Below are 24081 nucleotides of genomic sequence, written 5' to 3'. Positions count from 1 at the left end.
TGGCAAGCGACGCGGTAATTTTGAGACTATTCTTAATGTCCGCTAGTTACACAGGATGATGTTCGTTTGCCATTCCTGACTGCGCAGGTGCAGATTGCCAGGTAACGGCGCATCCGTGTAGATCGCGTCGATTTCAGCCAAAGAAGCGATGCACGCCGGGGCAGAGCGGTGAAACTTTGAATGGTCGGCAACCAGAAATGTACGGCGTGCCTGCGCAATGATGGTCTGGCTGACTTGTACCTCCTGAAAATCGAAGTCCAGAAGATCTCCGTCAATGTCCAAAGCTGAACAGCCGATCACGGCAAGATCAAATTTGAATTGCCGAATGGTCGAAACGGTCAGGTTCCCGATCAACCCGCCGTCTGTGCGCCGCAGGACGCCACCGGCCATGACGACCTCACAATCCGGGTTCTCAATCAGAATGTTTGCGACGTTCATGTTGTTGGTCACAACCATCAGATTCTTGTGGTTCAGCAATTGCCGCGCCACTGCCTCGGTCGAGGTTCCGATGTTCATGAAGATCGACGCACCGTCGGGTATATCGGTGGCGCAAGCCTGTGCAATACGGGTCTTGGCGTCGGCGTTCAGGGCACGGCGGTCTTCATATCCTATGTTGGAAACGCCCGAGCGCAGAACCGCGCCGCCATGCACCCGATCCAGTTTACCTGCCTCGGCCAGCTCGGTCAGGTCGCGCCGGATCGTCTGGACCGTGACACCAAATCTTTCGGCCAACCCGTCAACGGTGACGCGACCTTCGGCCCCGGCAATGTCCAGAATGTCAGATTGGCGGAAAGACAGCGACATGGGTGTTTCCAGACTTGAAGTATTTCTTTCGTTTTTGTTCTTTCTGGCCGGTTTTGCAAGAACGGCATGCGAAAATATAAGGCCAGTGTTGCAAAACGAAGAAATACGAACATAAACATTGACCATACGAAGAATGTTCTGGCAAATGCCTATCATCCATCCTGACAAGGAATCATTGGCATGCAGTCAGCGGACGTTCAGACAACGGACCTTTTTATCATCGGTGGCGGGATCAATGGTTGCGGCATCGCACGGGATGCTGCTGGCCGCGGGCTGTCAGTTGCTTTGGCAGAGATGAATGATCTGGCCTCGGCCACATCATCAGCCTCGACCAAACTGTTTCATGGCGGGTTACGGTATCTGGAGTATTTCGAAATCCGTCTGGTGCGCGAGGCCCTGATCGAGCGTGAAACCCTGTTGCGCGCGATGCCGCATATCAGCTGGCCGATGCGCTTTGTGCTGCCCTACCACAAGGACATGCGGTTTGACTCGGAAACGCCGACCTCACGGCTACTCAGCACGGTCATGCCGTGGATGCGGGGGCGGCGTCCGGCCTGGCTGATCCGGTTGGGTTTGTTCATGTATGACAATCTGGGTGGCCGCAAAATTCTGCCGGGCACCACGTCGCTGAACCTGCGATCGGCTCCGGAAGGCGCCCCGCTACAGGACAAGTTCGAAACGGCTTATGAATACTCCGATTGCTGGATCGAAGATTCACGGTTGGTGGTCCTGAATGCCCGCGACGCCGAGGCGCGCGGTGCGCAGATCATGGTGCGAACCGAGGTGATTTCGGCCGAGCGGGTGGACGACCTTTGGCAGGTATCCATTCGTGATCGCAACAGCGGCGAAATCCGTCTTGTCCTGGCCAGAATGCTGATCAATGCGGGTGGCCCTTGGGTCGGGGACATCATCCAGACCAAGATCCGTGTGAACTCACGCGAGGGTGTTCGGCTAGTTCGGGGCAGCCATATTGTGACTCCCCGGCTGTATGACCACGACAAGTGCTATTTTTTTCAGGGCGAAGACGGCCGCATCATTTTCGCCATACCATACGAGCAGGATTTTACCCTGATCGGCACAACGGATCAGGATCACCCAGACCCTGACACGAAACCCGTCTGTACCGAGGCCGAGCAGAAGTACTTGTGCGCCTTCGCATCGAAGTATTTCAAGCGCGCTGTGACCCGCGAAGATGTTGTGTGGACCTATTCCGGTGTGCGGCCGCTTTATGACGACGGCGCCAGCAGTGCCACCGCTGCAACGCGGGATTACACACTGAAGGTCGATGCGCAGGGTGGGGCGCCTGTATTGAACGTGTTTGGCGGCAAGATCACCACCTATCGCCGGCTTGCGGAAAGTGCTCTGGAAAAGGTTGGTGAATTCTTTCCGAATATGCCGGGCCCCTGGACCGCCGGTGTGACGCTGCCGGGCGGTGACTTTCCGGTTGACGCTGTTGAAGCCCTGACTGATCAGCTTTTGGTCAGGTATCCGTTTCTGGGTGCCGCCTGGGCTGCACGCCTGATCAGGGCCTATGGAACCGAAGCAACAGATGTCCTTGGGGATGCGCAGCAGCTGTCTGATCTGGGTGAGGATTTTGGCGCAACCCTGACCGAGCGGGAGGTCGTGTGGCTGATCGACAAGGAATATGCACGGACCGCCGAAGATGTCGTCTGGAGGCGCAACAAGCTGGGCCTGCGACTGAGTGCGGAGCAGATCGCGCGGATCGACGGTTGGATGGCTGAACGGCTGGCCCCCGGCAAGGCCTGATCCATCTTTCTATCCTCTTGGCGGGTGATGCGTGTTGTGCTAGCCGTTGGTCACGGTCGGCAGACACCGAGGCGTCGCTGCTCTTAACCAGAGTGCTAAACCTGCCAGTGTAAGTGAAACTATCGCAACCATCAGGGCGTTGTTTCGTCAAGTCAGCGACCAACGATCGCGCAAACGCCCGATATGGATTTGTGATGAGCAAAACTCCTGTACCCTTGCACGCCGATGATTTGACCGGATTCGTGCGCACCCTGTCCCAACAGCTTGGCGGCTCCAGCCCGTCGCACCTGACACTGATGAATATGGTCGCTCGTGCCGCCGGGTTTCAGAACGTGCAACATATGCGCGCCACCAGTGCTGCTGCCAGGCGGATCAAGGCCCGTCCGAAACAACCGGCTGCTGACATGCGCACGGTTGAGCGTATATTGCACCTGTTCGACGCACAAGGCAGGCTTCGACAATGGCCGTCAAAACGATCGGTGCAGACGTTGTCTTTGTGGGGGCTCTGGTCTGCGATACCGGCAGCCGCGGTGCTGCAAGAGGGTGAGGTCAACGTGTGCCTCAATGCCGAACATTGTTTTGATGACCCTGCAACCCTGCGCCGGACCATGATTTCCTGTGGGCTGCTGACACGGAACCGGGATGGATCGGATTATCGCCGGGTCGAGCAGGCACCGACACCAGAAGCAAAGGTGGTGATCCGGGAACTCTCTGAACGTCGGCGGGGAAGACCAGACTGACGTTAAGAAAAAAGCCCCGCTGATGGGCGGGGCTTTGATCGGATCAGGCCGCTTCTTCTGAAGGGCCGGGATCGTTTTTGCTGCCTTTCAGCCACTCACGCATGCTTTGCATCAGGGCGTAGAGGACAGGCACCACGATCACGCCAACCAGCGTCGCGGCCAACATGCCACCGAACACGGCGACACCGATGGCTTTCTGGCTGGCCGCACCCGCACCATTGGCAGCCAGCAGCGGTACGACCCCCAACAGGAAAGACAGGGCAGTCATCATGACAGCGCGGAAACGCTGATGAGCGGCCTCGACGGCAGCTTCCTTGATCGAAAGACCCTTGGCGCGCTGTTCCATTGCAAACTCGACGATCAGAATGCCGTTCTTCGAGGCCAGACCCACCAGCATGATCATACCGATCTGCGTATAGAGGTTGATGTCACTGCCGACGATGGCAACCGCGGCCACCGCCCCGAACAGGGCCACGACCACTGACAGCAGGATCGAGACCGGCATAGTCCAGCTTTCATACTGTCCCACAAGAAACAGGTAACCGAATAGGATGGCCAGCCCCAGAATAATGATCACCAGGCTGCCTGACGCCAACTGTTGTTGTGCCGTCCCCGTCCATTCGAACGAGTATCCCGGCGGCAGGGCTGAAGCAGAGACCTCTGTCATCGCGGTGATCGCATCGCCGCTGGAAAGGCCCGGTGCAGGCACCGCCGTAACCGTTGCCGACCGGAACAGGTTATGCCGTTTCAGCAGAACCGGCCCCAACACGTTTTCTACGTCGATCAGGGTGCCCAGTGGCACCATGTCGCCCTTCTGAGAGCGCACATAGAGGCTGGCAATGTCATCGACATTGTCGCGATAGCTGCCTTCCGCCTGGATCATTACGCGATAGACGCGACCAAACAGGTTGAAGTCGTTGACATAATACGACCCCAGCTGGGCCTGCATGGTCTGGAAAATCTCAGCCACCGAGACGTCCAGTGTTTTGGCTTTCTCGCGGTCCAGATCCACGAACAGCTGCGGAACGTTGGCGCGGAATGTCGTATAGGCCTGCCCGATCTCGGGGCGCTGGTTGGCCGAATAGACAAACGATCCCACAGCCGAAGCCAGATCCTGCGGCGAGCCGCCTCCGGTTTGCTGCACCTCCATCTCAACCCCGGCAGACATGCCAAGACCCTGAATTGGTGGCGGGTTGAAGGCAACGGTCGAGGCTGCGGTTTCGTTATTCGCGATGGCCAGCACCTTGCCCAGAATGGCCTTGGCGCTCAGGTCTTCCTCCTGCCGTTCGGCCCAGTTGTTGAGGTTCACGAAGATCGCAGCGCCGTTGGTAATTGTGCCGTTCAGCAATGAAAAGCCATTGATCAGAACGGTGCTGGACACACCCGGGATCTCGCGTATCTGGTCATCGAGGCGCTTTGTCACAGCTTCGGTCCGTTCCAACGTCGCGGCGTCAGGCAGTTGCACGTCAACAAAGAGATAACCATTGTCTTCCAGCGGGATAAACCCGGCTGAGGTGTTCGACATGATCGCCCCTGTTCCCATGCCAAGACCAACCACGATGGCCAGCGCGATAGCCGGAAAGACAAGTAGTTTGCGAACAATAGAGACATAGCCGTTGCGAACGCCACCAATGAAGTTTTCGAACAGTGCAAGCAGCCCTTTGGGCGGCCCTGAGCGGGCCTTAAGGACCAGGCCGCACAGGGCAGGTGACAGTGTCAGCGCGTTGATGGACGAGATCACAACAGCAGTCGAGATCGTGACAGCGAACTGAGAGTACAACCGCCCTGAGATGCCCGGCATGAAGGTCACCGGCACGAATACTGCCAACAGAACCAATGTGGTTGCGATGACCGGGCCTGTGATCTGCCCCATCGCCTTACGGGTCGCTTCGGCTGGGGGCAGCCCCTCATCAGCGATGATGCGCTCGACGTTTTCAACAACGACGATGGCGTCATCGACCACAATACCGATAGCCAGCACCAGTGCGAACAGCGAGATCGTGTTCAACGACATGCCAAAGGCCAGCAAGAAAGCAAACGTGCCAATCAGTGAGACCGGGATGGCAACCGCCGGAATGATCGTGGCACGCCAACTGCCGAGGAACACAAAAACGACCGAGATCACAAGTGTGAAGGTCAGGATCAGTGTGGAAACAACGTCATTCAAAGAAGCTTCGACAAAGTCGGTCGTGTTGAAGGGGACATCATATTCGACATCCGTCGGGAATGCGCGGGACAGCCGCTCCAGTTCCGCCTGCACGCGCTCTGAAACGGCGAGGGCGTTTGCGCCGGGCGCTTGATAGATACCGATCACGGTTGCGGGCACGGACTGAAAATAGCCGGACGCCGAGTAGAACTGTGCGCCAAGCTCAACCCGGGCGATGTCCCTTACGCGGACAATTGCGCCGGCATCTCCGGTACGGATCACGATGTCGCCAAATTCTTCGGCTGACGTCAATCGCCCCTTGGATTTGATCGTGTATTGAAAGGTCTGTCCTTCGGGCACAGGCGGCGCACCAATCGACCCGGCGGACACTTCGATATTCTGTTCGCGGATCGCGGTGATTACATCGCCTGGTGTGATGGACAGGGCTGCCATCTTGTCAGGGTCCATCCAAACCCGCATGGCGTATTCAAGGTTGGTCAGAACATCAGCCTTACCCACGCCTTGCACACGCGCCAGCGCATCGCGCAGGTTGATCGAAGCATAGTTGGAAAGAAACACGCTGTCATAGGTGCCGTTGGGCGAGGTCAGCGTGACCAGCATCAGCATATTGGTCGACGATTTTTGTGTGACAACGCCCGAAGATGTCACTTCGGCGGGCAACGACGACATTGCCTGCGCCACCCGGTTCTGCACGTTGACCGAGGCGATATCGGGGTCGGTGCCAACTTCGAAGGTTACGTCCAGCGAATACGAGCCGTTGTCAGACGATCTGGATGTCATGTAGATCATGTCGTCCACACCATTGACCTGCGCCTCGATCGGTGCGGCCACAGTGTTCTCCACTGTTTCCGCATTTGCGCCGGTGTATTTGGTGGAAACATTGACCACGGGCGGGGTAATGTCCGGGAACTGCGCGACCGGCAGCACCAGATAGCCGATGCCACCCATGATGGTCAGCACCAGCGAGATGACAAACGCCAGCTTTGGCCGGCTGATGAACAGGGCTGAGAACATCGATTACTCTCCCGGCTGTTCAGAGGCGACGACCGCGTCAACAGCCACGCCGGGGCGGACCCGTTGCAGGCCCTCGACAATCACGCTTTCGCCCTCACGCAAACCTTCGGTAACGATGATGGCGGTACCTTCCGTGTTGCCTGTGGTGATGTATCGCTGCTCCACCATCTGTTTGTCGTTTACTACAAGCACAAAGTCACCGCGCTGGTCGCGTTGCAGCGCAGCTTGCGGCACCAGAACTTGCAAGGTCGGTTGCAACGCTTCGATCTGCACATTCACGAATGCACCGTCCAGGATCAAACGGTCGGCATTTTCGAACTGGGCGCGCATTGTGATCGCGCCGGTCAACGGGTCGATACGATTGTCAACAAATACGATCCTGCCCGTTTCATCCAGCTTTGTTCCATTTGGCAGCGTGATATGCACATTGGGGCTTTGCGGGCTGTCCGCAAGAGAAGCGGAATTTGCGCCAACGGTCTGAAGAACCGAAGTGAAGAGTTTTTCGTTGAGCGAGAAATTCACATAGATTGGCGTCTCGCTAACAATGTTCACCAGCGGCGGGTTGGTCGGGCCGACCACATCACCGACACTGGTGGTGATGCTGCCTATACGTCCATCAAAAGGCGCGTGGATCTGTGTATAGCTGAGGTCCAGTTCGGCTTGCTGGATCGCTGCATTTGCGGCCTTGACCTGAGCCTCGGCGACCAGTTCGTTGGCCCGCGCGATGTCGCGTTCGGATTCAGGTGTCGCGTCGCGCTTGTAAAGCTCTTCCTTACGCGCCAGGTCCACCTTGGCCAACTCAAGATTTGCCTCGGCCCGGTTCAGATCGGCTTTTCGGGCCTCCAATGTCGCCTCGTAAAGGTCCGGTTCGATAGTGAACAACAGGTCGCCTTCCTTGACCGTAGTCCCATCCTCGACATTCCGGCTGTTGAGAAAACCGTTCACGCGGGCGACGATGTCGACCTTATTGATCGCCTGAGCGCGCCCTATGAAGGAAGCCTCGTCGGTGATTTCTTCGGTGTAGGCGGCCGCAATCGTGACTTTCGGTGCCGCTCCTTCGTCCTGTGCAGTTGCAGGTTGGGCCAGTCCCAGGGATATCAGCAATAATGCGGTGGCAATTGGATTGCGGGCCTGAGTTGGAAAAGGGAAAACTTGGGACATGGCGAAAGCCTCGTGCATTTCAGAAACAATTGGTGTCCATCCCGGCGGTCACAATCGCGCGAGTCGACAAAACTTGTTTGCAGGATGGCTTGTTTACCACGAATTCTCAAGCGCGATGAATCCCGAGGTGGTTTGCGATGACGCCAAAATTTACAGCAACTAAGCTGGTTTAGGTGTCGGCCCGTTCCGAGGTGCCGAACGAGAACAGGGACCAACGGCCCCCGTTTGAGCTTTCGAATATCAGGGCGGTCAGCCGCGTTTACCGGCGAATTTTGCCTGCCATTCTTCGCGCTGTTCGTCTGTGATCTTGGCGAACAGAACGTCTGGCACGGTAAAGTCGTGACCCGTGGGTAGCGCGTTCAACGCTGCGGCCACGTCATCCGGCCAGCTGGTGTCGAGCGTGTTCATGGCGCTTAGCATCTTGGCCGAGGTATAAGGGATGAACGGCGCGCTGAGCACGGCATAGAACCGGATCAGGTTCAGGCCCAGGCGTACTTGTGCAGCGGCCTGTTTGGGGTCTTCCTTGAAGGTTGACCACGGTGCCGCTGCTTGCAGGTATTCGTTGCCAGCCACCCAGATGGCACGCAGTTCCTGAGCCGACTTGCGGACATCCATTGCTTCCATATGCGCCTCGTAAGCGCGGACGCGTTTGGTGAGTTCGTCGATCAGAGCGTTCTCACGCTCGCCAAAGTCACCGCCTTCGGGCACCACCTCACCGAATTTCGAGCGGCAGAACTTGGTGATGCGGCTGACGAAGTTGCCCAGAACATCGGCCAGATCCTTGTTCACGGATTGTTGGAAGTTCTCCCACGTGAACTCGCTGTCGCTGCTTTCTGGCGCATGGCTCAGCAGCCACCACCGCCAGTAGTCAGTTGGCAGAATCTCGAGAGCCTGATCCATAAAAACGCCACGCCCCTGCGAGGTCGAGAACTGGCCGCCGTCGTAATTCAGGTAGTTGAAGGATTTCAGGTGGTCGACCATTTTCCACGGCTCGCCCGATCCCAGAATAGTGGCGGGGAAAGAAAGCGTGTGAAACGGCACGTTGTCCTTGCCCATGAACTGGACATAGCGCACATCGTCCGCGCCCTTATCGGTGCGCCACCAGCGTTCCCACTCGGAATCGGGTTTCCCCGTGGAATCCGCCCATTCCTTGGCACAGGCGATGTATTCAATCGGCGCGTCGAACCAGACATAGAAGACCTTGCCTTCCATACCGGGCCAGTCCTGATCGCCTTTCTTGACCGGAACACCCCAGTCCAGATCGCGGGTGATCCCCCGGTCTTGCAACCCGTCGCCATCATGCAGCCATTTCTTGGCAATGGATGTGGTTAGGATCGGCCAGTCGGTTTTGCTGTCAATCCAGGCATCCAGCTGATCCTTCATTGCCGATTGGCGCAGATAGAGGTGCTTGGTCTCGCGCACTTCCAGATCCGTCGAGCCCGAAATGGCCGAGCGCGGTTCAATCAGGTCGGTTGGATCCAACTGCTTGGTGCAGTTTTCACACTGGTCGCCACGTGCGTTCTCGTATCCGCAATTGGGGCAGGTGCCCTCGATATAGCGGTCCGGAAGAAAGCGACCATCTGCGTTGGAATAGATTTGCTTTTCCGTGACCTCGCGGATCAACCCGGCCTCATCCAGCTTTCCGGCAAAATGTTGGGTCAGCTTTTTATTCTGCTCGCTGGATGAGCGGCCAAAGTGATCAAAGCTCATCCCAAAACGTTTGGCGATGTCGGCCTGAATTTCGTACATGTCCGCGCAATACTCGGCCACCGGCTTTCCCGCCTTGGCCGCGGCCAGTTCGGCCGGGGTGCCATGTTCGTCGGTGGCACACAGGAACATGACCTCGTTCCCCCGGCCACGCTGGTAGCGTGCATACAAGTCGGCAGGCAGTTGCGAGCCGACCAGGTTGCCGAGATGCTTGATCCCATTGATGTATGGGATCGCCGAGGTGATGAGAATCCGAGCCATATTCCGTTTCCGCGTATCTAACTGCGCGTTCGTCTAACCTAAGTCACCGCTCAGCAAAAGCCCGGTTTCGTAGATGACTGGAATAACTCTGATTTGTGACGCGCGCCTGATGGGACGACCAAGTCACCGATGGCCGTTGTAAACCGATCAGAATGTGGTCAGCCAATACGTAGACTCTCCGAAATGCAGGGCTGCGGGTCCGCTATTCATTCCTCTCGGGCGCGTTTCAGCAGCCTTCCGACAGTAAATGATGTACGCGGCGCGTAAACATAATTGGTTCTCTCCTCTGGTGTTGGACGGGAACGCATCCGGGCCAGTCCGAACCCGATCAGGAACACATGTCCAATCGCGACAAATGCAAACAAAGCGCTGGGACCGAAATCCTGGATCAGTGTTGATGTGATATAGGGAGATGCAATTGCCCCCAGCGCGTACCAGAACATCAGGGCGGCAGACAATTCGACCCTTTGTTCGGTCGTCGCAAAATCGTTGGCATGCGCGGAGGACACCGAAAAGATCGGGAATGTCGTGAAGCCAAAAAGCCCTGCGGCCAGCATGACACCGACGGTTCCCGTGTCGCTTGCCGCCATTGTAACCCCGCAGCTTAGTACCGCCGCGACCGAAAGCCAGATCAAGACCCAGCGCCGGTCATACTTGTCAGCGAGCCATCCCATCGGATACTGCGCCAGTGCTCCGCCCAGAACGAAAGAAGCTAGGAAGAAGGCGATTTGATCCACTCCCAGCCCGACTTCCTGACCGTAGACTGGCCCGACCATTCGGAAAGATGCTGAGCTGAGTGCAGAAACAATGACGCCTGCTACGGCTAATGGCGAACTGTGCCACGCCAGTTTCGGGCGCAGCCGAGGTGCGTCAGGCGTCCTCGGTTGACTTGCGCGTGTCAGGGTCAGAGGCAGCAACGAGGCGCAGCACAGGATAGCCAGGAGGTTATAGGAAACATACGAGGCGGGTGGCAGGATGGCGATGATCAACTGTGCACTCAGCGAGGCACCCATATCGACTATGCGATAGGTGCCCATTGCTCGACCGCGTGTCTCATTGGTCACTTTTGCATTCAGCCAGGCTTCGATGACGGTGTAGCAGCCTGCCACACATGTGCCTGAGGCAATGCGCAGCGCCGCCCAGACGTAGGGATTGTCTGTCAGGGTGTGCCCGATCAACCCCATCGCGCCCAGCGCCGTGCATACGGCAAATGCGCGGGAATGCCCGACGCTGCCCATCAGTCGCGGCGCCCACCAGCAACCTATGAAAAAGCCGAGGAAATGTGCCGAACCCAGCATACCGATCTGTTCGGTCGAGAAGTTCAGTGTGATCCCGGAAATGGCATCAAGTGGCCCGACGCCGCCCGTTGAAAGCTGAAGCAGAATGACCGAAAGAAACAGAGCGGCAAATGAAATGATCGTGCGCATGGTTTTCTCAGATAGGCGGCGTCACCGGACAATGCGCGCATCTATTCGACTTTATCCAGTCGTTTTTTGCTTTTTGTGGTTTAGGTTGCGCGAATGATCTCGGCATGGATGTTCAGTCCGACGTTTTTTCCGACCAGATCATGATAGCCCGAAGCGCCGAAGTCGTGCCGGTTCAAAGTCCCCGTCAAACCTATGGACAGGCGGTTCAGGTCGTTCGCGGCTGTTCCGGGCTGGCGGTAGAGGTTGGCCTCCAAGGTGACCGGGCGCGTGATACCGCGAACTGTCAGTTCCCCCGTGATACGAGCACCATTCGATATGCGCCCATCCGCGCCCAGTTGAATGTCAGTCGATACGAACTAAATTGTCGGAAAGGTTTTGGTGTCCAATACACTGGGACCGAGCATTGGCATGCGGGCAAAGGGCAAGCGAGTCTTGGCCATGTTAACATCCAGAACCACTGTGACCTGGCTGTTTTGCAGGCGGTGCATGTCAATCTGTACGTCAGCCTGCCGGATCGGCATTGAACCGGTCTGGGGAATGCCAGACAGATCAAAGGTAAAACCGACCACGGTGGCTTTCGTTGATAAGATGTATGGCTGCAACGCGGCCTGCGCTGTACTGGCCAAAGGCAGAGCCGCCATCCCTGCAAGCACCTTTCGGCGGGTCAGGAGTCTCATGCCATGACCGCGCCTCGTCTGGGACGGGATCTTTTGAGCAACATCAGTATGATGGCAATGTTCAAACCGTTCCAAAGAATGCCGTTGACGAAAGCGAGTTGGTAACTTCCGGTGACATCGTAAATCCAGCCTGACATCCAGCCACCAAGCGCCATGCCAAGAATTGTCATCATCATGACGAATCCGACTCGCGCACCGGCTTCTTGCGGCGGCATGTATTCGCGGACAACCAAAGCGTAGCTGGGCACGATGCCACCCTGCGCCAGACCGAATAGCAAGCTGATCACGTAAAGTGAGACCATCCCGTCATATGGCAGGAACAGGAACAGCGCGATGCACTGCAATACAGAGCCGATCAGAAGTGTCATGACGCCGCCGAGACGGTCGGCCAACAGGCCCGAGACAATACGGCTGGCGACGCCACCCAGTAGCATCAGCGATAGCATTTCAGCCCCCACTGCGGGGCCATATCCCAGCCCGACGCAATACGACACGATATGGACCTGTGGCATGGACATCGCTACGCAACATCCAATGCCGGCCAGACCAAGAATGTACTGCAACACGCGCGGTGAAACACCGACACTGCGTGCGTTGATCCGGGCTGTGGCCGCGGCGGTGCTGTGCGCCTCGATTGGGACCTTGCGGCGCAACAACAAGGAAAGGGGGATGACAACCAGCAGCGTCAGAGCCGCCAATGTCAGATAGACCTGCTGCCAGCCGTCGCGTGCCAGAATACCGGCGAGCAGGGTGGGCCAGATTGCCCCAGACAGGTAATTCCCGCTGGCCACCAGTGCGACGGCGATTCCGCGCCGTTTCATGAACCAGTGCGATATATCGGCGATCAAGGGCCCAAATCCGATCGATGTTCCCAGCCCGACCAGCAGATGCGCCACAGATAGAAGTATGATATTTGGAGCCAGCGTTGCCAGCGCATAACTGATTGCGCTTAAAACAGCTGCGCCGATCAGCGCGCGTGTTACCCCCAACCGGTCAACCAATTGCCCCAGCCACATATTCCCCAGCGCGAATCCTATCATCGTAAGCGTATATGGCATTGAGGCTTCAGCGCGACCGACGCTGAACTCAGCTTCTACGGCGGGCATGACCACGATGACCGCCCACATTCCCACATTCGCCACAGTTGCGATGGCGAGCGTGATCAGGAGGCGTATCCAGGAATAGCGGCTGTCATGGATCGGGTGGCTCATGCGGCGACGCTAGGGTGCGATCCGGAGTTTGGCCAGTCACATCTTGCGTGATCGTTGCGGCTTCACGCCAGAATGTCCTCTGTTTCGGTGCGTTTCAGGTGCAGACCGGTACGGGCAGCAGTCTGAGTGGCCTGCCAGCTGACCGGGGGCAGGGCGCGGGCGCGGCGGCGGGTCAGGGTCCAGTGCCTGGCATCCCCCTGATGGGCGGCGGCCATGTGCCAGCGTGTCTCAACCCCTTGTGCGCCGCCCTCACCGGGCGTCAGCAGCAAGCCAAGCGGGGCATGGCCCATCGTGCCGCCTTGTTCTGCGGCCAGATGCATCCGCCGCACCGGCGTCAGCCCCGGTGCGCCGGGCAGGTCGCCTATGATCAACGGGATGGCCCCGCTGCGCAGCGCCTCTTCAATACACCATAGCAGATCTTCGGCGCGGGTGGGATGGACGAACAGAAAACGCGCCGGATCAGCAAAGGCCATAATTCCGTCGGGGTTCAGTTGGGCGGGCTCCCACGCGGGGGAAATCCACAGCACGGGGCCCTGTGTCTGACCGGCCAGCCAGATGGCAAAGCTGCGCCGGGCGGGGCCGCAAGCCTCGTGCACGCGACCCGGTTGCAGGGTGATCTGGGAATGGAGATTTACCCCCGGTACCTGACGCGCAGGTTTGTGGCCAAGAAGCTGAGCAGACATGCCCACAAGTTATCATGTTCCACTTTTGTTCTCAAGAGGTGAGAGGCATTAACGGGACAGGATCAGCTTGCCATCCGCAAACTGGATGCTTGAAAAACGGTGCAGGTACTCCATCCCCAAAAGAGACTTATCCAGTTCGCCCTCGTTGACCCAGGCCGAAACATTCTGATCCGTAATGGGTCCTACCGTCAGGGTCTCAAGCCGCACCGGCGCAGTACGCACCTCACCGTTTGCAGTCAAGGCGCGCCCGAAATAGTTCAGCTGATCGGGATCAATGCCTGCCCTTTTGGCGTCCTGAGCGTTCAGCACGATCTGGCTGGCGCCGGTGTCGACAAGAAAGGTGATCAGCTCACCATTCACCAGAACCGGAAGGTAATAATGGCCATCATAGGCACGGGGAACCTCAACCGAGTTTCCGGTGACACTCATCTGCGGTGCGGGACCGACCGAGGAGCGAATATCCTCCCACAGACCGACCAGTGCGATGACCCCGACGAAAATGAACACCCATGCCATCACCTGCTGCAACGTCTTGCCGAGCGACTGCCGATTGTGGGTGACAAACCACATCAGCAGCGCCGCCCCAAGCAGGGCCAGATAGATCAGGCGTCCAATATCGAAACTGTCCATGCGGTTCCCGGAAATCCCCTTAACCTTGTGAATATGGGGGTTTAAGATGCGAATCCAAAGGCCTTGAGGCCATCAAGAATAAACTGAACAGACAATGCAGCCAGCAGCATCCCAAGAAGCCGGGTCAACACGTTCAGCCCGGTTTTCCCCAAAAGCCGTGCCACGGCCCCAGATGAAAGATACATCACAAAAACCATTGCCAGTACGACCAGCATAACGCCGATGACCACGGCCAGACCCTGAATGCCGGGATGTTGACCGGCCAGTAGAATCATGGTGGCAATCGCACCAGGCCCTGCAATCAGTGGGATACCCAGTGGAAACACCGACGGGTCCGGATGTTCTTCCTCTTCGGCGCTGTTTTCACGACGTTTGGTCCGGCGTTCAAACAGCATGTCGAGCGCGGTCAGAAACAGCAAAACTCCCCCCGCAACGCGAAACGCCTCCATCGAAATGCCGACAAATCCCAGCAATGCTTCACCGAAGGCCGCGAACATCGCCAGAATGCCGCCAGCAGTCAGGCACGCGCGTATCGCGACAGAGCGGCGCGTGTGCCAATCCATGTTCTGAGTGAGGGCCACAAAAATCGGCGTTTGCGCCGGTGGATCAAGAACCACGAAAAGCGTTGTGAACGCGGTGATCAGAAATGCGGTGTCAATCACTCTTTGCTACTCTGTTGCAGATTTTTCAAAATTCTCAGGGCGTCTTCGGCCAATCCTGACGGAACATAGACATGATCGTGGTGATAGCCCGCAACCATGTTCGCCGGAATTCCGGCCTGTGCCAACGCCCCCGAGACCGCAGCGGTCAGACCCACGCCTTCCAGCGAGGAGTGTACCTGAAGCGTGATACAGCGCATAGCGACCGCCTCTTTTGGTGCACAATTAATCGGAACGATTAAAGACAGCCCTTCGGCCTCGACATAACTGGCGCGTGTCCCGTCGGGCCAGTCCATATCTTCGGGCCAGACAACAAATGCGAATTCGCAGGGTTGAATTTCGGGGCGCATTCCCGCGATCATCGCTTTGGTTTCAACAACGGGATCGCTCATACCGTTTCCGCCTGTTCCAGTCGCTCAGCAGCGGCGATCCAAAGCGCTTCTGCTTTTTGCATGGCCTCGACCACTTCGGCGAATTTGCGGTTCCAGGTTTCCAGATCGTTGATCTTGCCGTCCTCGTATAGCTCCGGGTCGGCCAGTTTTGCCGCGAGCTTGTCGTGCATCTTTGTCAGTTTCTCGACCCGATCCTCGCATTTGCGCAGGTCCGCCCGCAATGCCAGCATGGTATCGCGCGAGGCGCGTTTGGGTTTCTCTGTTTGCGGCTTTTCCTTCACCGGTTTGTCACGCGCCAGCAAAAGGGCACGATAGGATTCAAGGTCACCGTCATAAGATTTGACCGTACCCTCCGAGACCAGCCACAACCGATCGGCAACAAGCGACAGAAGGTGCATGTCGTGGCTGACCAGCACGACAGCGCCGGAATAGGCCGTCAGCGCCTCGACCAGCGCCTCGCGGCTTTCGATATCCAGATGGTTCGTAGGCTCGTCGAGGATCAGCATATGTGGCGCGTCGATGGTGGCCAGCAGCAGCGACAGGCGCGCTTTTTGCCCACCCGACAGGCGGCCAACCTCGGTTTCCGCCTGAGCCGCGTTCAGGCCGAACCCCGCCAAACGCGAGCGCCACTTGCCTGGTGCCTCGTCCGGGCGCAGGCGGCGCAGGTGGTCCAGTGGCGTTTCGGTTACATAAAGCTCGTCCACCTGGTGCTGTGCGAAATACCCGATGCGCAGCTTGTTGCTGCGGGTCATCTTGCCCGCCATCAGGGGCAGGCGGTCTGACAGCAGTTTGGACAGGGTGGATTTGCCCTGACCGTTCTTACCCAACAGCGCGATACGGTCATCCTGATCGATGCGCAGGTTCAGACGGCGCAGTACTTCGATCTCGCCATAGCCGGTCACGCCGCCTTCAATCTGGATGATCGGCGGCGACAGCTCCTCGGGTTCGGGGAAGGAAAACGCACGCAGCGCGGCCTCTTGCGGGGTTGAGACCAACTGGATGCGTTCGATCATCTTCAGGCGCGATTGGGCCTGTACGGCTTTCGACGCCTTGTAGCGGAAGCGATCCACAAAGCTTTGCAGGTGTGCGATGCGGGCCTTGGCCTTGGCGTTTTCCGATTCCGCCTGTGCCAGCCGTTCCGCACGGCGTTCCGCGAACTTGTCGTAAGGCACCGCGTAATAGGTGAGTTTACGATCCTCCAGGTGCAGGATCGACCCTACGGCACGGTTCAACAGGCCCCGGTCATGGCTGATGATAATGACCGTGTGCGGATATTTCGCCAAATAGCTTTCCAGCCATAGCGCGCCTTCAAGGTCCAAATAGTTGGTCGGTTCGTCCAACAGCAACAAATCCGGTTGCGAGAATAAAACCGCCGCCAATGCCACGCGCATCCGCCAGCCACCGGAAAAATCCGAGCAGGGGCGCGATTGGTCGGCGTCGTCAAACCCCAATCCCTTGAGGATCGAGGCTGCGCGGGCCTCGGCCGACCAGGCGTCGATATCGGCTAGCCGGGTCTGAATTTCGGCAATTCGCGTGGGATCCGTTGCGTTGCCAGCCTCGGCCATCAAGGCGCTGCGTTCGGTATCAGCGGCCAGAACAGTGTCGATCAGCGAAACGTCAGACGAGGGGACCTCCTGCGCGACCCCACCAATGCGGGTGCGTTTGGGAACCGCGATATCGCCCGATTCCAGCGCCAGTTCCCCGCGGATCAGGCGAAAAAGCGTGGTCTTTCCCGTGCCATTCCGTCCAACAAGGCCAACCTTGTGACCGTCTGGCACGGTTGCGCTGGCGCCATCAAACAATGGGCGGCCTTCAACGGCATAGGTGATGTCTTCGATCCGTAACATGGGGCGCTCTTAGCAGAGGTGTGATGCCGCCGCCAGCGGCTTGGCGTTTTCAAGCGTCAAGCAATGTGTTAGCGCTGTCTCGTTTGTTTATTGAAGCGGTTTTCGACATGCGCGCGGCCCGGACGCCTCCATCCCTGATCACGTTGATCTTTGCCACGGCGCTGTCGGTGCTGACGCTCAACATGTTCCTGCCGTCGCTGGCGCATATGAGTGAAGATTTCGCCGTGGATTACGGCCTGATGAACCTGTCCGTTGCGGGGTATCTGGCGATTTCGGCAGTGTTGCAACTGATCATGGGTCCGTTATCGGATCGCTTTGGGCGCAGGCCTATCCTTTTGATTTGTATGTCAATATTTTCCCTCGCGTCGATCGGATGCACACTGGCCGGTTCGATCTGGGTTTTTCTTGGCTTCCGCCTGCTTCAGGCTGCTGTCGTCGCGGGCTCGGTCCTGTCCAGCGCGTCGATCAGAGACCGTTACGCACCGAATGAGGCGGCAAGCAAACTCGGTTACGTCGCAATGGCCATGGCTTTGGCCCCGATGCTTGGGCCGATGTTGGGTGGGGTGCTGGATATGCTTTTCGGCTGGCGTTCGGGGTTTGTCCTGTACTCGTTGCTCGGGGCAGGGTTGCTGGTGCTGCTTTGGTTCGACATGGGCGAGACCAACACGAACCGCTCGTCCACATTTGGTGCCCAACTGCGCGAGTATCCACATCTGTTCCGTGCCCGCAGGTTCTGGGGCTATGCCTTATGCGCAGCGTTTTCGATTGGGGGGTTCTACAGCTTTATCACCGGTGCGCCGCTGGTTGCTGCAGCGTGGTTCGACCTGAGCCCAGCAACGCTGGGGCTGGGGATTGGCATCATCACCGGCGGGTTCATGGTTGGCAATTTTGTTACCGGTCGGATTGCGGCCCGGACGCGTCTGACGACGATGATCTTGTCAGGGAGGATCGTGGCCTCGACCGGGCCGTTTTGCGGATTGATGCTGTTTCTCGCCAATCAAGGATCGGTCTGGGTCTTCTTCGGCTCGGCAATCTGTGTCGGCTTTGGCAACGGTTTGACCAATGCCAATGCCGCGGCTGGTGTCATGTCGGTACGCCCCGGGCTGGCAGGTAGCGCAGCAGGGCTGTCGGGGGCGATGATCGTGGCTTTGGGCGCTGTCCTGACCTCAATGACCGGCGCATTCGTCAGCCCCGAAAACGGGCCGTATCTGGTACTGGGCATGATGTGGGCCTGTAGCTTTGCTGGCTTGCTGGCGGTGCTTTACATCCGTCGACTGGACCGCTTCGACCCTTTGCCAGAGACAATCTGAACTACAAAGCCACCGGCAAAGCATCATTACACTTTTCATGGACCAAAGACCGTGATACCCGGCGCGCGATGGATTTCGGCGCGGGTCCCGCGTCATATTATAAGGAGAGGCCGACATGGCACTGGAACGCACATTCTCGATCATCAAACCCGATGCAACCCGCCGCAACCTGACCGGCAAGATCAACGCCAAGTTCGAAGAAGCTGGCCTGCGCATTGTGGCGCAAAAGCGCATTCACATGACCAAAGCTCAGGCTGGCAAATTCTATGACGTTCATGCCGAGCGTCCGTTCTATGACGAACTGTGCGAATTCATGTCGTCGGCTCCGGTTGTTGTTCAGGTTCTGGAAGGCGAAGGCGCCATTGCAAAGAACCGTGAAGTCATGGGCGCAACCAACCCTGCAGACGCAGCACCCGGCACCATCCGCGCCGAGTTTGCGGAATCGGTTGGTGAAAACTCGGTCCACGGTTCGGACGCTCCGGAAACCGCAGCAGTTGAAATCGCATATTTCTTCTCGGGTATTGAGCTGGTCGGCTAAGTTACAGCCATTGCTGACAAATAGGAGCCGCATCCTTGGTTGGGTGCGGCTTTATTCGTTCAGACCTGCTTTAGGTCCTTTGGTGCAACACGAACCCCGATGGCGTCCAGATCTGCAATCATCTGGTTTTCCGGAGCCGCCCCGTTACCGGCTTTGATTGCGTCGAACCTTTCGCGCAGGGCTTTTTTTTCGTCACCCTTGCAGTCGTTCCACGGGCGGCCCTGCAATCCCATCACCAGAACATAATATCCGATGAAATGCGCCCTGGTGCCTGCCCGCAACAGGCGGGCATAGGCTTCGTCCGGCCCCAGTTCTCGCAGCGCCTCAGCCGAATGAATACCAGCACGTGCGCAAGCCTGTTCAAAGGCCGGGCCAAGGTTTCGGATCGAAGATACTGGTTCGCTCATAGTGGTTTCTTACTTCGGTGCCCGGGGCCTGTCATCCCGTGAATATACTCGCTCGCAGTCATAATGGCTTGATGTCCTTTCGGGTTCCGCCGAGATTGAACAAGAAAACCCAGAATGGCGTTGGGGCAGCCCGCCAAACAAAGGGGCGGGCGCGCAAATGACCGTTGAGAAACCCGTAAACGGGTTTCTGAAATTGAACTGGAAAGGCGTATCATGACCAGATCGTCAGGCGATCAGTTCATTTTCCCAGCGAGGATTGACGAAACGGCTCTGGCAAATGCCATTGCCGGGTTTTCCCAAGAAGTTTCACCCGGTAGCCCCGTCAAAGCTTTCGCATTGCTCGATTGTCACGATCAGTCATTGCGCGCCTCGGGTCGTGCTTTGATCGATACCGGCGGGGTGTTGCACCTGCTGCGGAAGGATCACGGACCTTTGTCTCAGCAATACTCGGGGCATCTGCGATTTGTGCGGGACTTGTCAGAAGGGCCGGTTCAAAAGGCGCTGAGCGACTTTCCTGAACTGCGGGCGCTGACGCGGATCGGTGTTGGAGAGATCAGGGTTCAGACCTTTGCCGTACTAGATGACCTGCAAAAGACAAAAGTCAGGGGAACTTTAACGTACATGTCGACGCCATCAGGGCAGGCGACCATTGTACGAATTCAGAAGTTGCGTGGGTACAAGAAGGCTTATCAGTTGGTCTGTTCCTCTATCGCCAGCATTACGGGCAGTGTTCATGATATTGAAACGCTCTATTCCAGCCTGATTCCAGACATGGTTCCCTATCAGGCCAAGCCTGAAATAAAGTTTGGTCAAGCGGATCCTTCCATCGAAGTCGCTGCGAAAATCATTCAAACATATCTGCGGGTTGCGCGGCAAAACGAAGAGGGTGTGATCGCTGACATCGACACCGAGTTTTTGCACGATTACCGAGTATCGTTGCGCAAGATAAGGTCGGTGATCAGCCTGTTCAAGGGCGTGTTGTCCGAGTCTCAGACGACCGAGCTGAAGCGGGTCTTTTCCGACCTCATGACCCGTACCGGACCTCTGCGCGATTTGGACGTCTATCTTCTGGAAAAAGACAAGTATTTCAATCTTATCCCGCCGAACCTTCACGTGGGATTGTCCGAGATGTTTGATCAGTTGCAAACGGAACGTGCACAAGAGCAACTGCGCCTGTCACGCTGGTTGCACAGCGCCGACTACACGACGACCATGACCGACCTGACCGCACTGTTTGCAAGTCCGGACCACTTGGACCTTGGACCAAACGCGCATCGCGGCACGTATGACTATGCCTGCGCGCTGATCTGGAAGCGCTATCGCAAGGTGTGCAAACTGGCGCGCGGTATTACTGTCAGTACGCCAGACAAGACGGTGCATGACCTTCGCATTGAATGCAAAAAGCTTAGATACCTGATGGAGTTGTTTGACCCTCTATTCGATTGGAATGGTTTGAGAATGATCCTTAAGCCGTTGAAAAAACTCCAGGATAGTCTTGGCTTGTTCAACGACTATTCTGTTCAGCAAGATGCGTTGCTGACCTTTGTAGCGTCGCGCGCCGATACGCAAGGCCGCGTGGATGCGCAGATCGGTTTGTCCGTGGGCGGGCTAATCGCTGTTCTTGATCAACGCAAGAAGACCGAACGAATGCGTGTTGTCGCAAGTTTTCATCAGTTCGACGGGCAAGACGTACGACACATGTTCCGCAGCCAGTTTCACCACAAAGTGGAATAAGGAATGAGGATCATTGCCTGTTACAGCAACAAGGGCGGTGTCGGAAAAACCGCGACTTCGGTGAACCGGGATTATGCCTATGCACAGGCTGGTCAAAGGATATTGTTATGCGATCTCGATCATCAGGGTGCGTCTGGGTTCTGTTTTCGAGCCGCCGATGAGATCGTTGTTCCCGTCAGTCGCACAACCTTGACCGAGCGGTCATTTGGTCAACTGGATGGCTTCTTCAACAAACGTGAGCTGCGCCAGAAAAGTTGCGAACGTTCTTTTCGATGGTGCAGCATCGGGTCTCTGTCGGCACTTACGCAGATCGCGGCGCGGTTGGTACGGCATATCGGGTGCTGTTTGATAAGCTGGAAGATTGAGCGGGGGTACCCTTATGAGCAGGGAAATTGAGCGCAAGTTTCTGGTGGCAAGGATGCCGGACCTGAGCCGCGCGGAAAAAGCAGAGGTGCGTCAGGGGTACCTCACCGCGCCGGAGGACTCGACCGAATTGCGCTTAAGGCAAAAGAACGATGTGTTTTTCCTGACCTTAAAAGGAGGCGGTGATCTTGTACGTGTTGAGCGTGAGACAGAGATAACCCGGGACCAGTTTGAAACCTTCTGGCCGGAAACTCGAGGACGCCGGATCGAGAAGGTACGTTACACGGATCAAATGCCGGACGGCCACCAGTTCGAGCTGGATGTTTTCTCAGGCGGCCTGGAACCCCTGTGTTTGGTTGAAGTTGAATTCCATACCAGTGAAGCCGCAAATGCCTATGTCCCACCGGATTGGTTCGGTGCGGATGTCACCGAGGATAAACGTTATAAAAACATGATATTGGCGGTAAACGGACTGCCGGGTTAACTCTGAATTGCCAGATTGATCGTGGTTTCCAAACCTGGGTTGCAGTTTCGGGCTGCGAATGTCCCGCCATGCATATGAGAAATCGCGGCAACCAGCGCGAGCCCCAATCCCGCATTGCGTTCTGTGCGCGCCGGATCAAGCGTGACGAACGGAAGCTGAAGGCGATCCAACTCTCCGGGCGGAACACCCGGACCACGGTCCCGAACCCGCAATTGGGCAAATCCGTCCTCGGTACCGATTGAGATCGTGATTGTGGTATCTGCCGGTGCGTAGCGCATAGCGTTTTCCAGCAGATTGGAAAAAGCCTGCGAGAGAAGGGGCCGGTGCCCCTGAATTGCGGGGGCAGAGCCGATAACCTCAAGACGGATGTCCTGATCCGCGGCCACCGGATCATAAAGCTCCACGACATCGCCAACCAGTTGCTGCAAGTTAATGTCTTCGAATTGCTCGCGTCCCAGACCGGCCTCGGCCCGCGATATCTCGGTAAGCTGCCCCAAGACCCGCAAAACATGGTCGATTTCTCCCGTTGCCCGCGCGATGTCGATTTCGCGGTCCAGATCGCTTTTGCCGGGCTCGGAAAGGGATTCGACCCTTTGGCGAAGGCGGGACAAAGGAGAGCGCAAATCATGTGCGATAGAGTTCGAGGTGGTGCGCAGATTACTGACCAGCTCTTCGATCCTGTCGAGCATGTTGTTCAACGTGCCAGAGACCTGATCGAACTCGTCCCCGGTTCCCCGTAGGGGCATCCTTTTGGAAAGATCGCCAGAAACGATGTTTTCGGCTGTGCTTGCGATGTCTGACAGGCGTGAAAACACCAGACGTGTGAACAGCCAGCCGGTGATCACGCTCAGGACAAATGCAATTGCCAGTGCCAGTGCCAGCGAACGGAACAGCACGCGGTCGAATTGTTGACGGACAGCTGCATCCCGGCCGACCAAAAGGCGTTCACCGCCAGGCAGGCGGATTGATGCCGCCGAGATAGGCACCAGTTGGTCATTGTCCGCCCTGCGCAACTCAAGGTCGACCCAGCCGCTTCCGGCGGTCACAGTGACCGGCCAGGTTTTCAGGTTACCCACAAGCTTCACGCCTTGCCGATCCGCCAGAAGATACAGCGCGTCTCGGTCGGGCGCGCTTGGAAGACGACGCTCGATCGCTGTGATCAGCCCGATCAGCCCGCGCCGTTCATATTCATCTGCAAGCCCGGTCAGTTCGGCGGACACGACTGATCGGGTCTCGGATTCGATGCTTCTGTTGGCTGTCACATAGACCAATGCCAACACGGACGCAGTCAGGATCGTGCTTAGCACCATGCTGGTGGCGACAAGTCTTGTTCGTGAATTATTAAGGGAAAGCCGAAGGTTATCCATCGGACATCATGTAACCCGCACCGCGAACAGTTTCAATCAAAGGTATGTCTCCGCCTTCATCCAACTGGCGGCGCAACTTTGAGATGTGAACATCCACAACGTTGGTGTTCGGGTCGAAATGATAATCCCAGACGCCTTCAAGCAGCATGGTGCGCGACACGACACGGTTCTTACGGCGCAGAAAGAATTCAAGGATCTGGAATTCACGAGGCGTCAGCGTAATCTCATGGCCGTCCCGCGTAACCTTGCGGGTCAGAAGATCCATTTCAAGATCCTTGCAGGTCAGCGTCGGCGTTTCCTCGGATTCCTGCGGACGTCGCAACAGGGCTTCGATCCGTGCATGAAGTTCCTGAAATGAGAAGGGCTTGACCAGATAATCGTCGGCGCCTGACCGCAATCCTTTGACGCGCTCGTCTACTGCGCTCATGGCCGTCAACATCAAGACAGGTGTTTTCAGCCCTGCTGCACGCAGGGATTTGATCAGCGACAGCCCGTCCAGACCGGGAAGCATCCTGTCCAGAACAATGGCGTCAAACCCGCCATCCGTGGCGTGGTACAATCCTTCGCGGCCATCAGCAGCCGTTTCGACCACATAGCCTTCTTCGCCAAACCCTTTGGCAATGAAATCCCTGGTGTCAGCGTCATCTTCGACGATCAACAGACGGCGGCTCATGATGTGGTTCCTTTCCCTAAAGATTTAAACACAAAATTCAAACAAAGCATATGGTTTG

General features: G+C 57.2%; 22 protein-coding genes and 1 pseudogene. 7 read left to right on the top strand and 16 right to left on the bottom strand.

The features are described from left to right. Positions 1 to 42 precede the first annotated feature (42 nt). Complete coding sequence (locus I9188_RS04080) at positions 43 to 804, bottom strand: DeoR/GlpR family DNA-binding transcription regulator (RefSeq protein WP_209504148.1); 762 nt, start codon at positions 802 to 804, stop codon at positions 43 to 45. Between the two features lie 180 nt (positions 805 to 984). Between I9188_RS04080 and glpD the strand changes: the two genes are divergently transcribed. After that, positions 985 to 2571 (top strand): glycerol-3-phosphate dehydrogenase, encoded by a 1587-nt coding sequence (gene glpD / locus I9188_RS04075; protein WP_209504147.1) that lies wholly within the window; start codon positions 985 to 987, stop codon positions 2569 to 2571. A 194-nt stretch (positions 2572 to 2765) separates the two neighbouring features. Next, positions 2766 to 3311 carry a DUF2087 domain-containing protein gene (locus tag I9188_RS04070; protein WP_209504146.1) on the top strand — a complete coding sequence of 182 codons (546 nt, stop codon included), beginning with the start codon at positions 2766 to 2768 and terminating at the stop codon, positions 3309 to 3311. Between the two features lie 43 nt (positions 3312 to 3354). On the opposite strand, the gene I9188_RS04065 is transcribed toward I9188_RS04070, so the two are convergent. From I9188_RS04065 to I9188_RS04015, 12 genes and pseudogenes are all read right to left on the bottom strand, one after another. Next, entirely contained in the window at positions 3355 to 6492 is a 3138-nt protein-coding gene (locus I9188_RS04065) for a multidrug efflux RND transporter permease subunit (protein WP_209504145.1), read from the bottom strand. Between the two features lie 3 nt (positions 6493 to 6495). Further along, on the bottom strand, positions 6496 to 7653 hold the full coding sequence (locus I9188_RS04060; RefSeq protein WP_209504144.1) for an efflux RND transporter periplasmic adaptor subunit: 1158 nt from the start codon (positions 7651 to 7653) through the stop codon (positions 6496 to 6498). Positions 7654 to 7902: 249 nt separating this feature from the next. Then, positions 7903 to 9621, bottom strand: a complete 1719-nt coding sequence (gene metG, locus I9188_RS04055; protein ID WP_209504143.1) for a methionine--tRNA ligase — start codon at positions 9619 to 9621, stop codon at positions 7903 to 7905. A gap of 206 nt (positions 9622 to 9827) precedes the next feature. Continuing rightward, the gene (locus I9188_RS04050) at positions 9828 to 11048 is read right to left on the bottom strand and encodes an MFS transporter (RefSeq protein WP_209504142.1); all 1221 of its coding nucleotides are present in this window, start codon (positions 11046 to 11048) and stop codon (positions 9828 to 9830) included. A gap of 80 nt (positions 11049 to 11128) precedes the next feature. Then, a pseudogene (locus I9188_RS20175) lies at positions 11129 to 11392 on the bottom strand (YceI family protein); the annotation flags it as partial. A gap of 12 nt (positions 11393 to 11404) precedes the next feature. Further along, on the bottom strand, positions 11405 to 11725 hold the full coding sequence (locus I9188_RS20170; protein WP_245220410.1) for a hypothetical protein: 321 nt from the start codon (positions 11723 to 11725) through the stop codon (positions 11405 to 11407). Further along, positions 11722 to 12936 carry an MFS transporter gene (locus I9188_RS04040; RefSeq protein WP_209504141.1) on the bottom strand — a complete coding sequence of 405 codons (1215 nt, stop codon included), beginning with the start codon at positions 12934 to 12936 and terminating at the stop codon, positions 11722 to 11724. Before I9188_RS04040 ends, I9188_RS20170 begins: the two co-directional genes overlap by 4 nt. Before the next feature lie 62 nt (positions 12937 to 12998). Further along, entirely contained in the window at positions 12999 to 13619 is a 621-nt protein-coding gene (locus tag I9188_RS04035; protein ID WP_209504140.1) for a hypothetical protein, read from the bottom strand. A gap of 48 nt (positions 13620 to 13667) precedes the next feature. Next, complete coding sequence (locus I9188_RS04030; RefSeq protein ID WP_209504139.1) at positions 13668 to 14249, bottom strand: TIGR02281 family clan AA aspartic protease; 582 nt, start codon at positions 14247 to 14249, stop codon at positions 13668 to 13670. Positions 14250 to 14290: 41 nt separating this feature from the next. After that, positions 14291 to 14911 (bottom strand): MarC family protein, encoded by a 621-nt coding sequence (locus I9188_RS04025; protein ID WP_209504138.1) that lies wholly within the window; start codon positions 14909 to 14911, stop codon positions 14291 to 14293. Continuing rightward, the gene (locus I9188_RS04020) at positions 14908 to 15300 is read right to left on the bottom strand and encodes an ACT domain-containing protein (RefSeq protein WP_209504137.1); all 393 of its coding nucleotides are present in this window, start codon (positions 15298 to 15300) and stop codon (positions 14908 to 14910) included. Before I9188_RS04020 ends, I9188_RS04025 begins: the two co-directional genes overlap by 4 nt. Continuing rightward, a complete protein-coding gene (locus I9188_RS04015; protein ID WP_209504136.1) occupies positions 15297 to 17147 on the bottom strand; it encodes an ABC-F family ATP-binding cassette domain-containing protein in 1851 nt (616 codons plus the stop codon). The genes I9188_RS04020 and I9188_RS04015 overlap by 4 nt, the downstream gene beginning before the upstream one ends. A gap of 107 nt (positions 17148 to 17254) precedes the next feature. Here I9188_RS04015 and I9188_RS04010 point away from each other — a divergent pair, with 107 nt between their 5' ends. Then, the gene (locus I9188_RS04010; protein ID WP_209504135.1) at positions 17255 to 18457 is read left to right on the top strand and encodes a multidrug effflux MFS transporter; all 1203 of its coding nucleotides are present in this window, start codon (positions 17255 to 17257) and stop codon (positions 18455 to 18457) included. A 115-nt stretch (positions 18458 to 18572) separates the two neighbouring features. Further along, positions 18573 to 18995 carry a nucleoside-diphosphate kinase gene (ndk, locus tag I9188_RS04005; RefSeq protein ID WP_008757405.1) on the top strand — a complete coding sequence of 141 codons (423 nt, stop codon included), beginning with the start codon at positions 18573 to 18575 and terminating at the stop codon, positions 18993 to 18995. A gap of 59 nt (positions 18996 to 19054) precedes the next feature. On the opposite strand, the gene I9188_RS04000 is transcribed toward ndk, so the two are convergent. After that, positions 19055 to 19402: a TfoX/Sxy family protein gene (locus I9188_RS04000; protein WP_209504134.1), complete on the bottom strand. Its 348-nt coding sequence runs from the start codon at positions 19400 to 19402 to the stop codon at positions 19055 to 19057. Between the two features lie 213 nt (positions 19403 to 19615). Between I9188_RS04000 and I9188_RS03995 the strand changes: the two genes are divergently transcribed. The 3 genes from I9188_RS03995 to I9188_RS03985 are packed head-to-tail and all read left to right on the top strand — an operon-like array spanning position 19616 to position 21983. After that, on the top strand, positions 19616 to 21136 hold the full coding sequence (locus I9188_RS03995; RefSeq protein ID WP_209504133.1) for a CHAD domain-containing protein: 1521 nt from the start codon (positions 19616 to 19618) through the stop codon (positions 21134 to 21136). Positions 21137 to 21139: 3 nt separating this feature from the next. After that, on the top strand, positions 21140 to 21532 hold the full coding sequence (locus tag I9188_RS20165) for an AAA family ATPase (RefSeq protein ID WP_245220409.1): 393 nt from the start codon (positions 21140 to 21142) through the stop codon (positions 21530 to 21532). Next, positions 21516 to 21983: a CYTH domain-containing protein gene (locus I9188_RS03985; RefSeq protein WP_209504132.1), complete on the top strand. Its 468-nt coding sequence runs from the start codon at positions 21516 to 21518 to the stop codon at positions 21981 to 21983. Before I9188_RS20165 ends, I9188_RS03985 begins: the two co-directional genes overlap by 17 nt. Here the strand turns inward: I9188_RS03985 and I9188_RS03980 are convergent. Both I9188_RS03980 and I9188_RS03975 read right to left on the bottom strand, forming a co-directional pair. After that, on the bottom strand, positions 21980 to 23293 hold the full coding sequence (locus I9188_RS03980) for an ATP-binding protein (RefSeq protein WP_245223697.1): 1314 nt from the start codon (positions 23291 to 23293) through the stop codon (positions 21980 to 21982). The genes I9188_RS03985 and I9188_RS03980 overlap by 4 nt on opposite strands. Before the next feature lie 49 nt (positions 23294 to 23342). Beyond that, positions 23343 to 24023: a response regulator transcription factor gene (locus tag I9188_RS03975; RefSeq protein WP_209504130.1), complete on the bottom strand. Its 681-nt coding sequence runs from the start codon at positions 24021 to 24023 to the stop codon at positions 23343 to 23345. Positions 24024 to 24081: the final 58 nt, after the last annotated feature.

Origin of the sequence: Ruegeria sp. HKCCSA071 (genome assembly GCF_017872555.1) — a bacterium.
Lineage (GTDB): Bacteria > Pseudomonadota > Alphaproteobacteria > Rhodobacterales > Rhodobacteraceae > Ruegeria.
This window is presented reverse-complemented; position numbering and strand designations above follow the sequence as displayed.

What these genes read in the sequence shown, in the direction of transcription:
- I9188_RS04035 (WP_209504140.1), bottom strand. Translation starts at nt 13,619, where the DNA reads ATGTCTGCTCAGCTTCTTGGCCACAAACCTGCGCGTCAGGTACCGGGG.
- I9188_RS04020 (WP_209504137.1), bottom strand. Translation starts at nt 15,300, where the DNA reads ATGAGCGATCCCGTTGTTGAAACCAAAGCGATGATCGCGGGAATGCGC.
- metG (WP_209504143.1), bottom strand. Translation starts at nt 9,621, where the DNA reads ATGGCTCGGATTCTCATCACCTCGGCGATCCCATACATCAATGGGATC.
- I9188_RS04040 (WP_209504141.1), bottom strand. Translation starts at nt 12,936, where the DNA reads ATGAGCCACCCGATCCATGACAGCCGCTATTCCTGGATACGCCTCCTG.
- I9188_RS03980 (WP_245223697.1), bottom strand. Translation starts at nt 23,293, where the DNA reads ATGGTGCTAAGCACGATCCTGACTGCGTCCGTGTTGGCATTGGTCTAT.
- I9188_RS04015 (WP_209504136.1), bottom strand. Translation starts at nt 17,147, where the DNA reads ATGTTACGGATCGAAGACATCACCTATGCCGTTGAAGGCCGCCCATTG.
- I9188_RS03975 (WP_209504130.1), bottom strand. Translation starts at nt 24,023, where the DNA reads ATGAGCCGCCGTCTGTTGATCGTCGAAGATGACGCTGACACCAGGGAT.
- I9188_RS04065 (WP_209504145.1), bottom strand. Translation starts at nt 6,492, where the DNA reads ATGTTCTCAGCCCTGTTCATCAGCCGGCCAAAGCTGGCGTTTGTCATC.
- I9188_RS04060 (WP_209504144.1), bottom strand. Translation starts at nt 7,653, where the DNA reads ATGTCCCAAGTTTTCCCTTTTCCAACTCAGGCCCGCAATCCAATTGCC.
- I9188_RS03995 (WP_209504133.1), top strand. Translation starts at nt 19,616, where the DNA reads ATGACCAGATCGTCAGGCGATCAGTTCATTTTCCCAGCGAGGATTGAC.
- I9188_RS04000 (WP_209504134.1), bottom strand. Translation starts at nt 19,402, where the DNA reads ATGAGCGAACCAGTATCTTCGATCCGAAACCTTGGCCCGGCCTTTGAA.
- I9188_RS20165 (WP_245220409.1), top strand. Translation starts at nt 21,140, where the DNA reads ATGAGGATCATTGCCTGTTACAGCAACAAGGGCGGTGTCGGAAAAACC.
- I9188_RS04030 (WP_209504139.1), bottom strand. Translation starts at nt 14,249, where the DNA reads ATGGACAGTTTCGATATTGGACGCCTGATCTATCTGGCCCTGCTTGGG.
- I9188_RS04070 (WP_209504146.1), top strand. Translation starts at nt 2,766, where the DNA reads ATGAGCAAAACTCCTGTACCCTTGCACGCCGATGATTTGACCGGATTC.
- I9188_RS20170 (WP_245220410.1), bottom strand. Translation starts at nt 11,725, where the DNA reads ATGAGACTCCTGACCCGCCGAAAGGTGCTTGCAGGGATGGCGGCTCTG.
- glpD (WP_209504147.1), top strand. Translation starts at nt 985, where the DNA reads ATGCAGTCAGCGGACGTTCAGACAACGGACCTTTTTATCATCGGTGGC.
- I9188_RS04080 (WP_209504148.1), bottom strand. Translation starts at nt 804, where the DNA reads ATGTCGCTGTCTTTCCGCCAATCTGACATTCTGGACATTGCCGGGGCC.
- I9188_RS04050 (WP_209504142.1), bottom strand. Translation starts at nt 11,048, where the DNA reads ATGCGCACGATCATTTCATTTGCCGCTCTGTTTCTTTCGGTCATTCTG.
- ndk (WP_008757405.1), top strand. Translation starts at nt 18,573, where the DNA reads ATGGCACTGGAACGCACATTCTCGATCATCAAACCCGATGCAACCCGC.
- I9188_RS04010 (WP_209504135.1), top strand. Translation starts at nt 17,255, where the DNA reads ATGCGCGCGGCCCGGACGCCTCCATCCCTGATCACGTTGATCTTTGCC.
- I9188_RS03985 (WP_209504132.1), top strand. Translation starts at nt 21,516, where the DNA reads ATGAGCAGGGAAATTGAGCGCAAGTTTCTGGTGGCAAGGATGCCGGAC.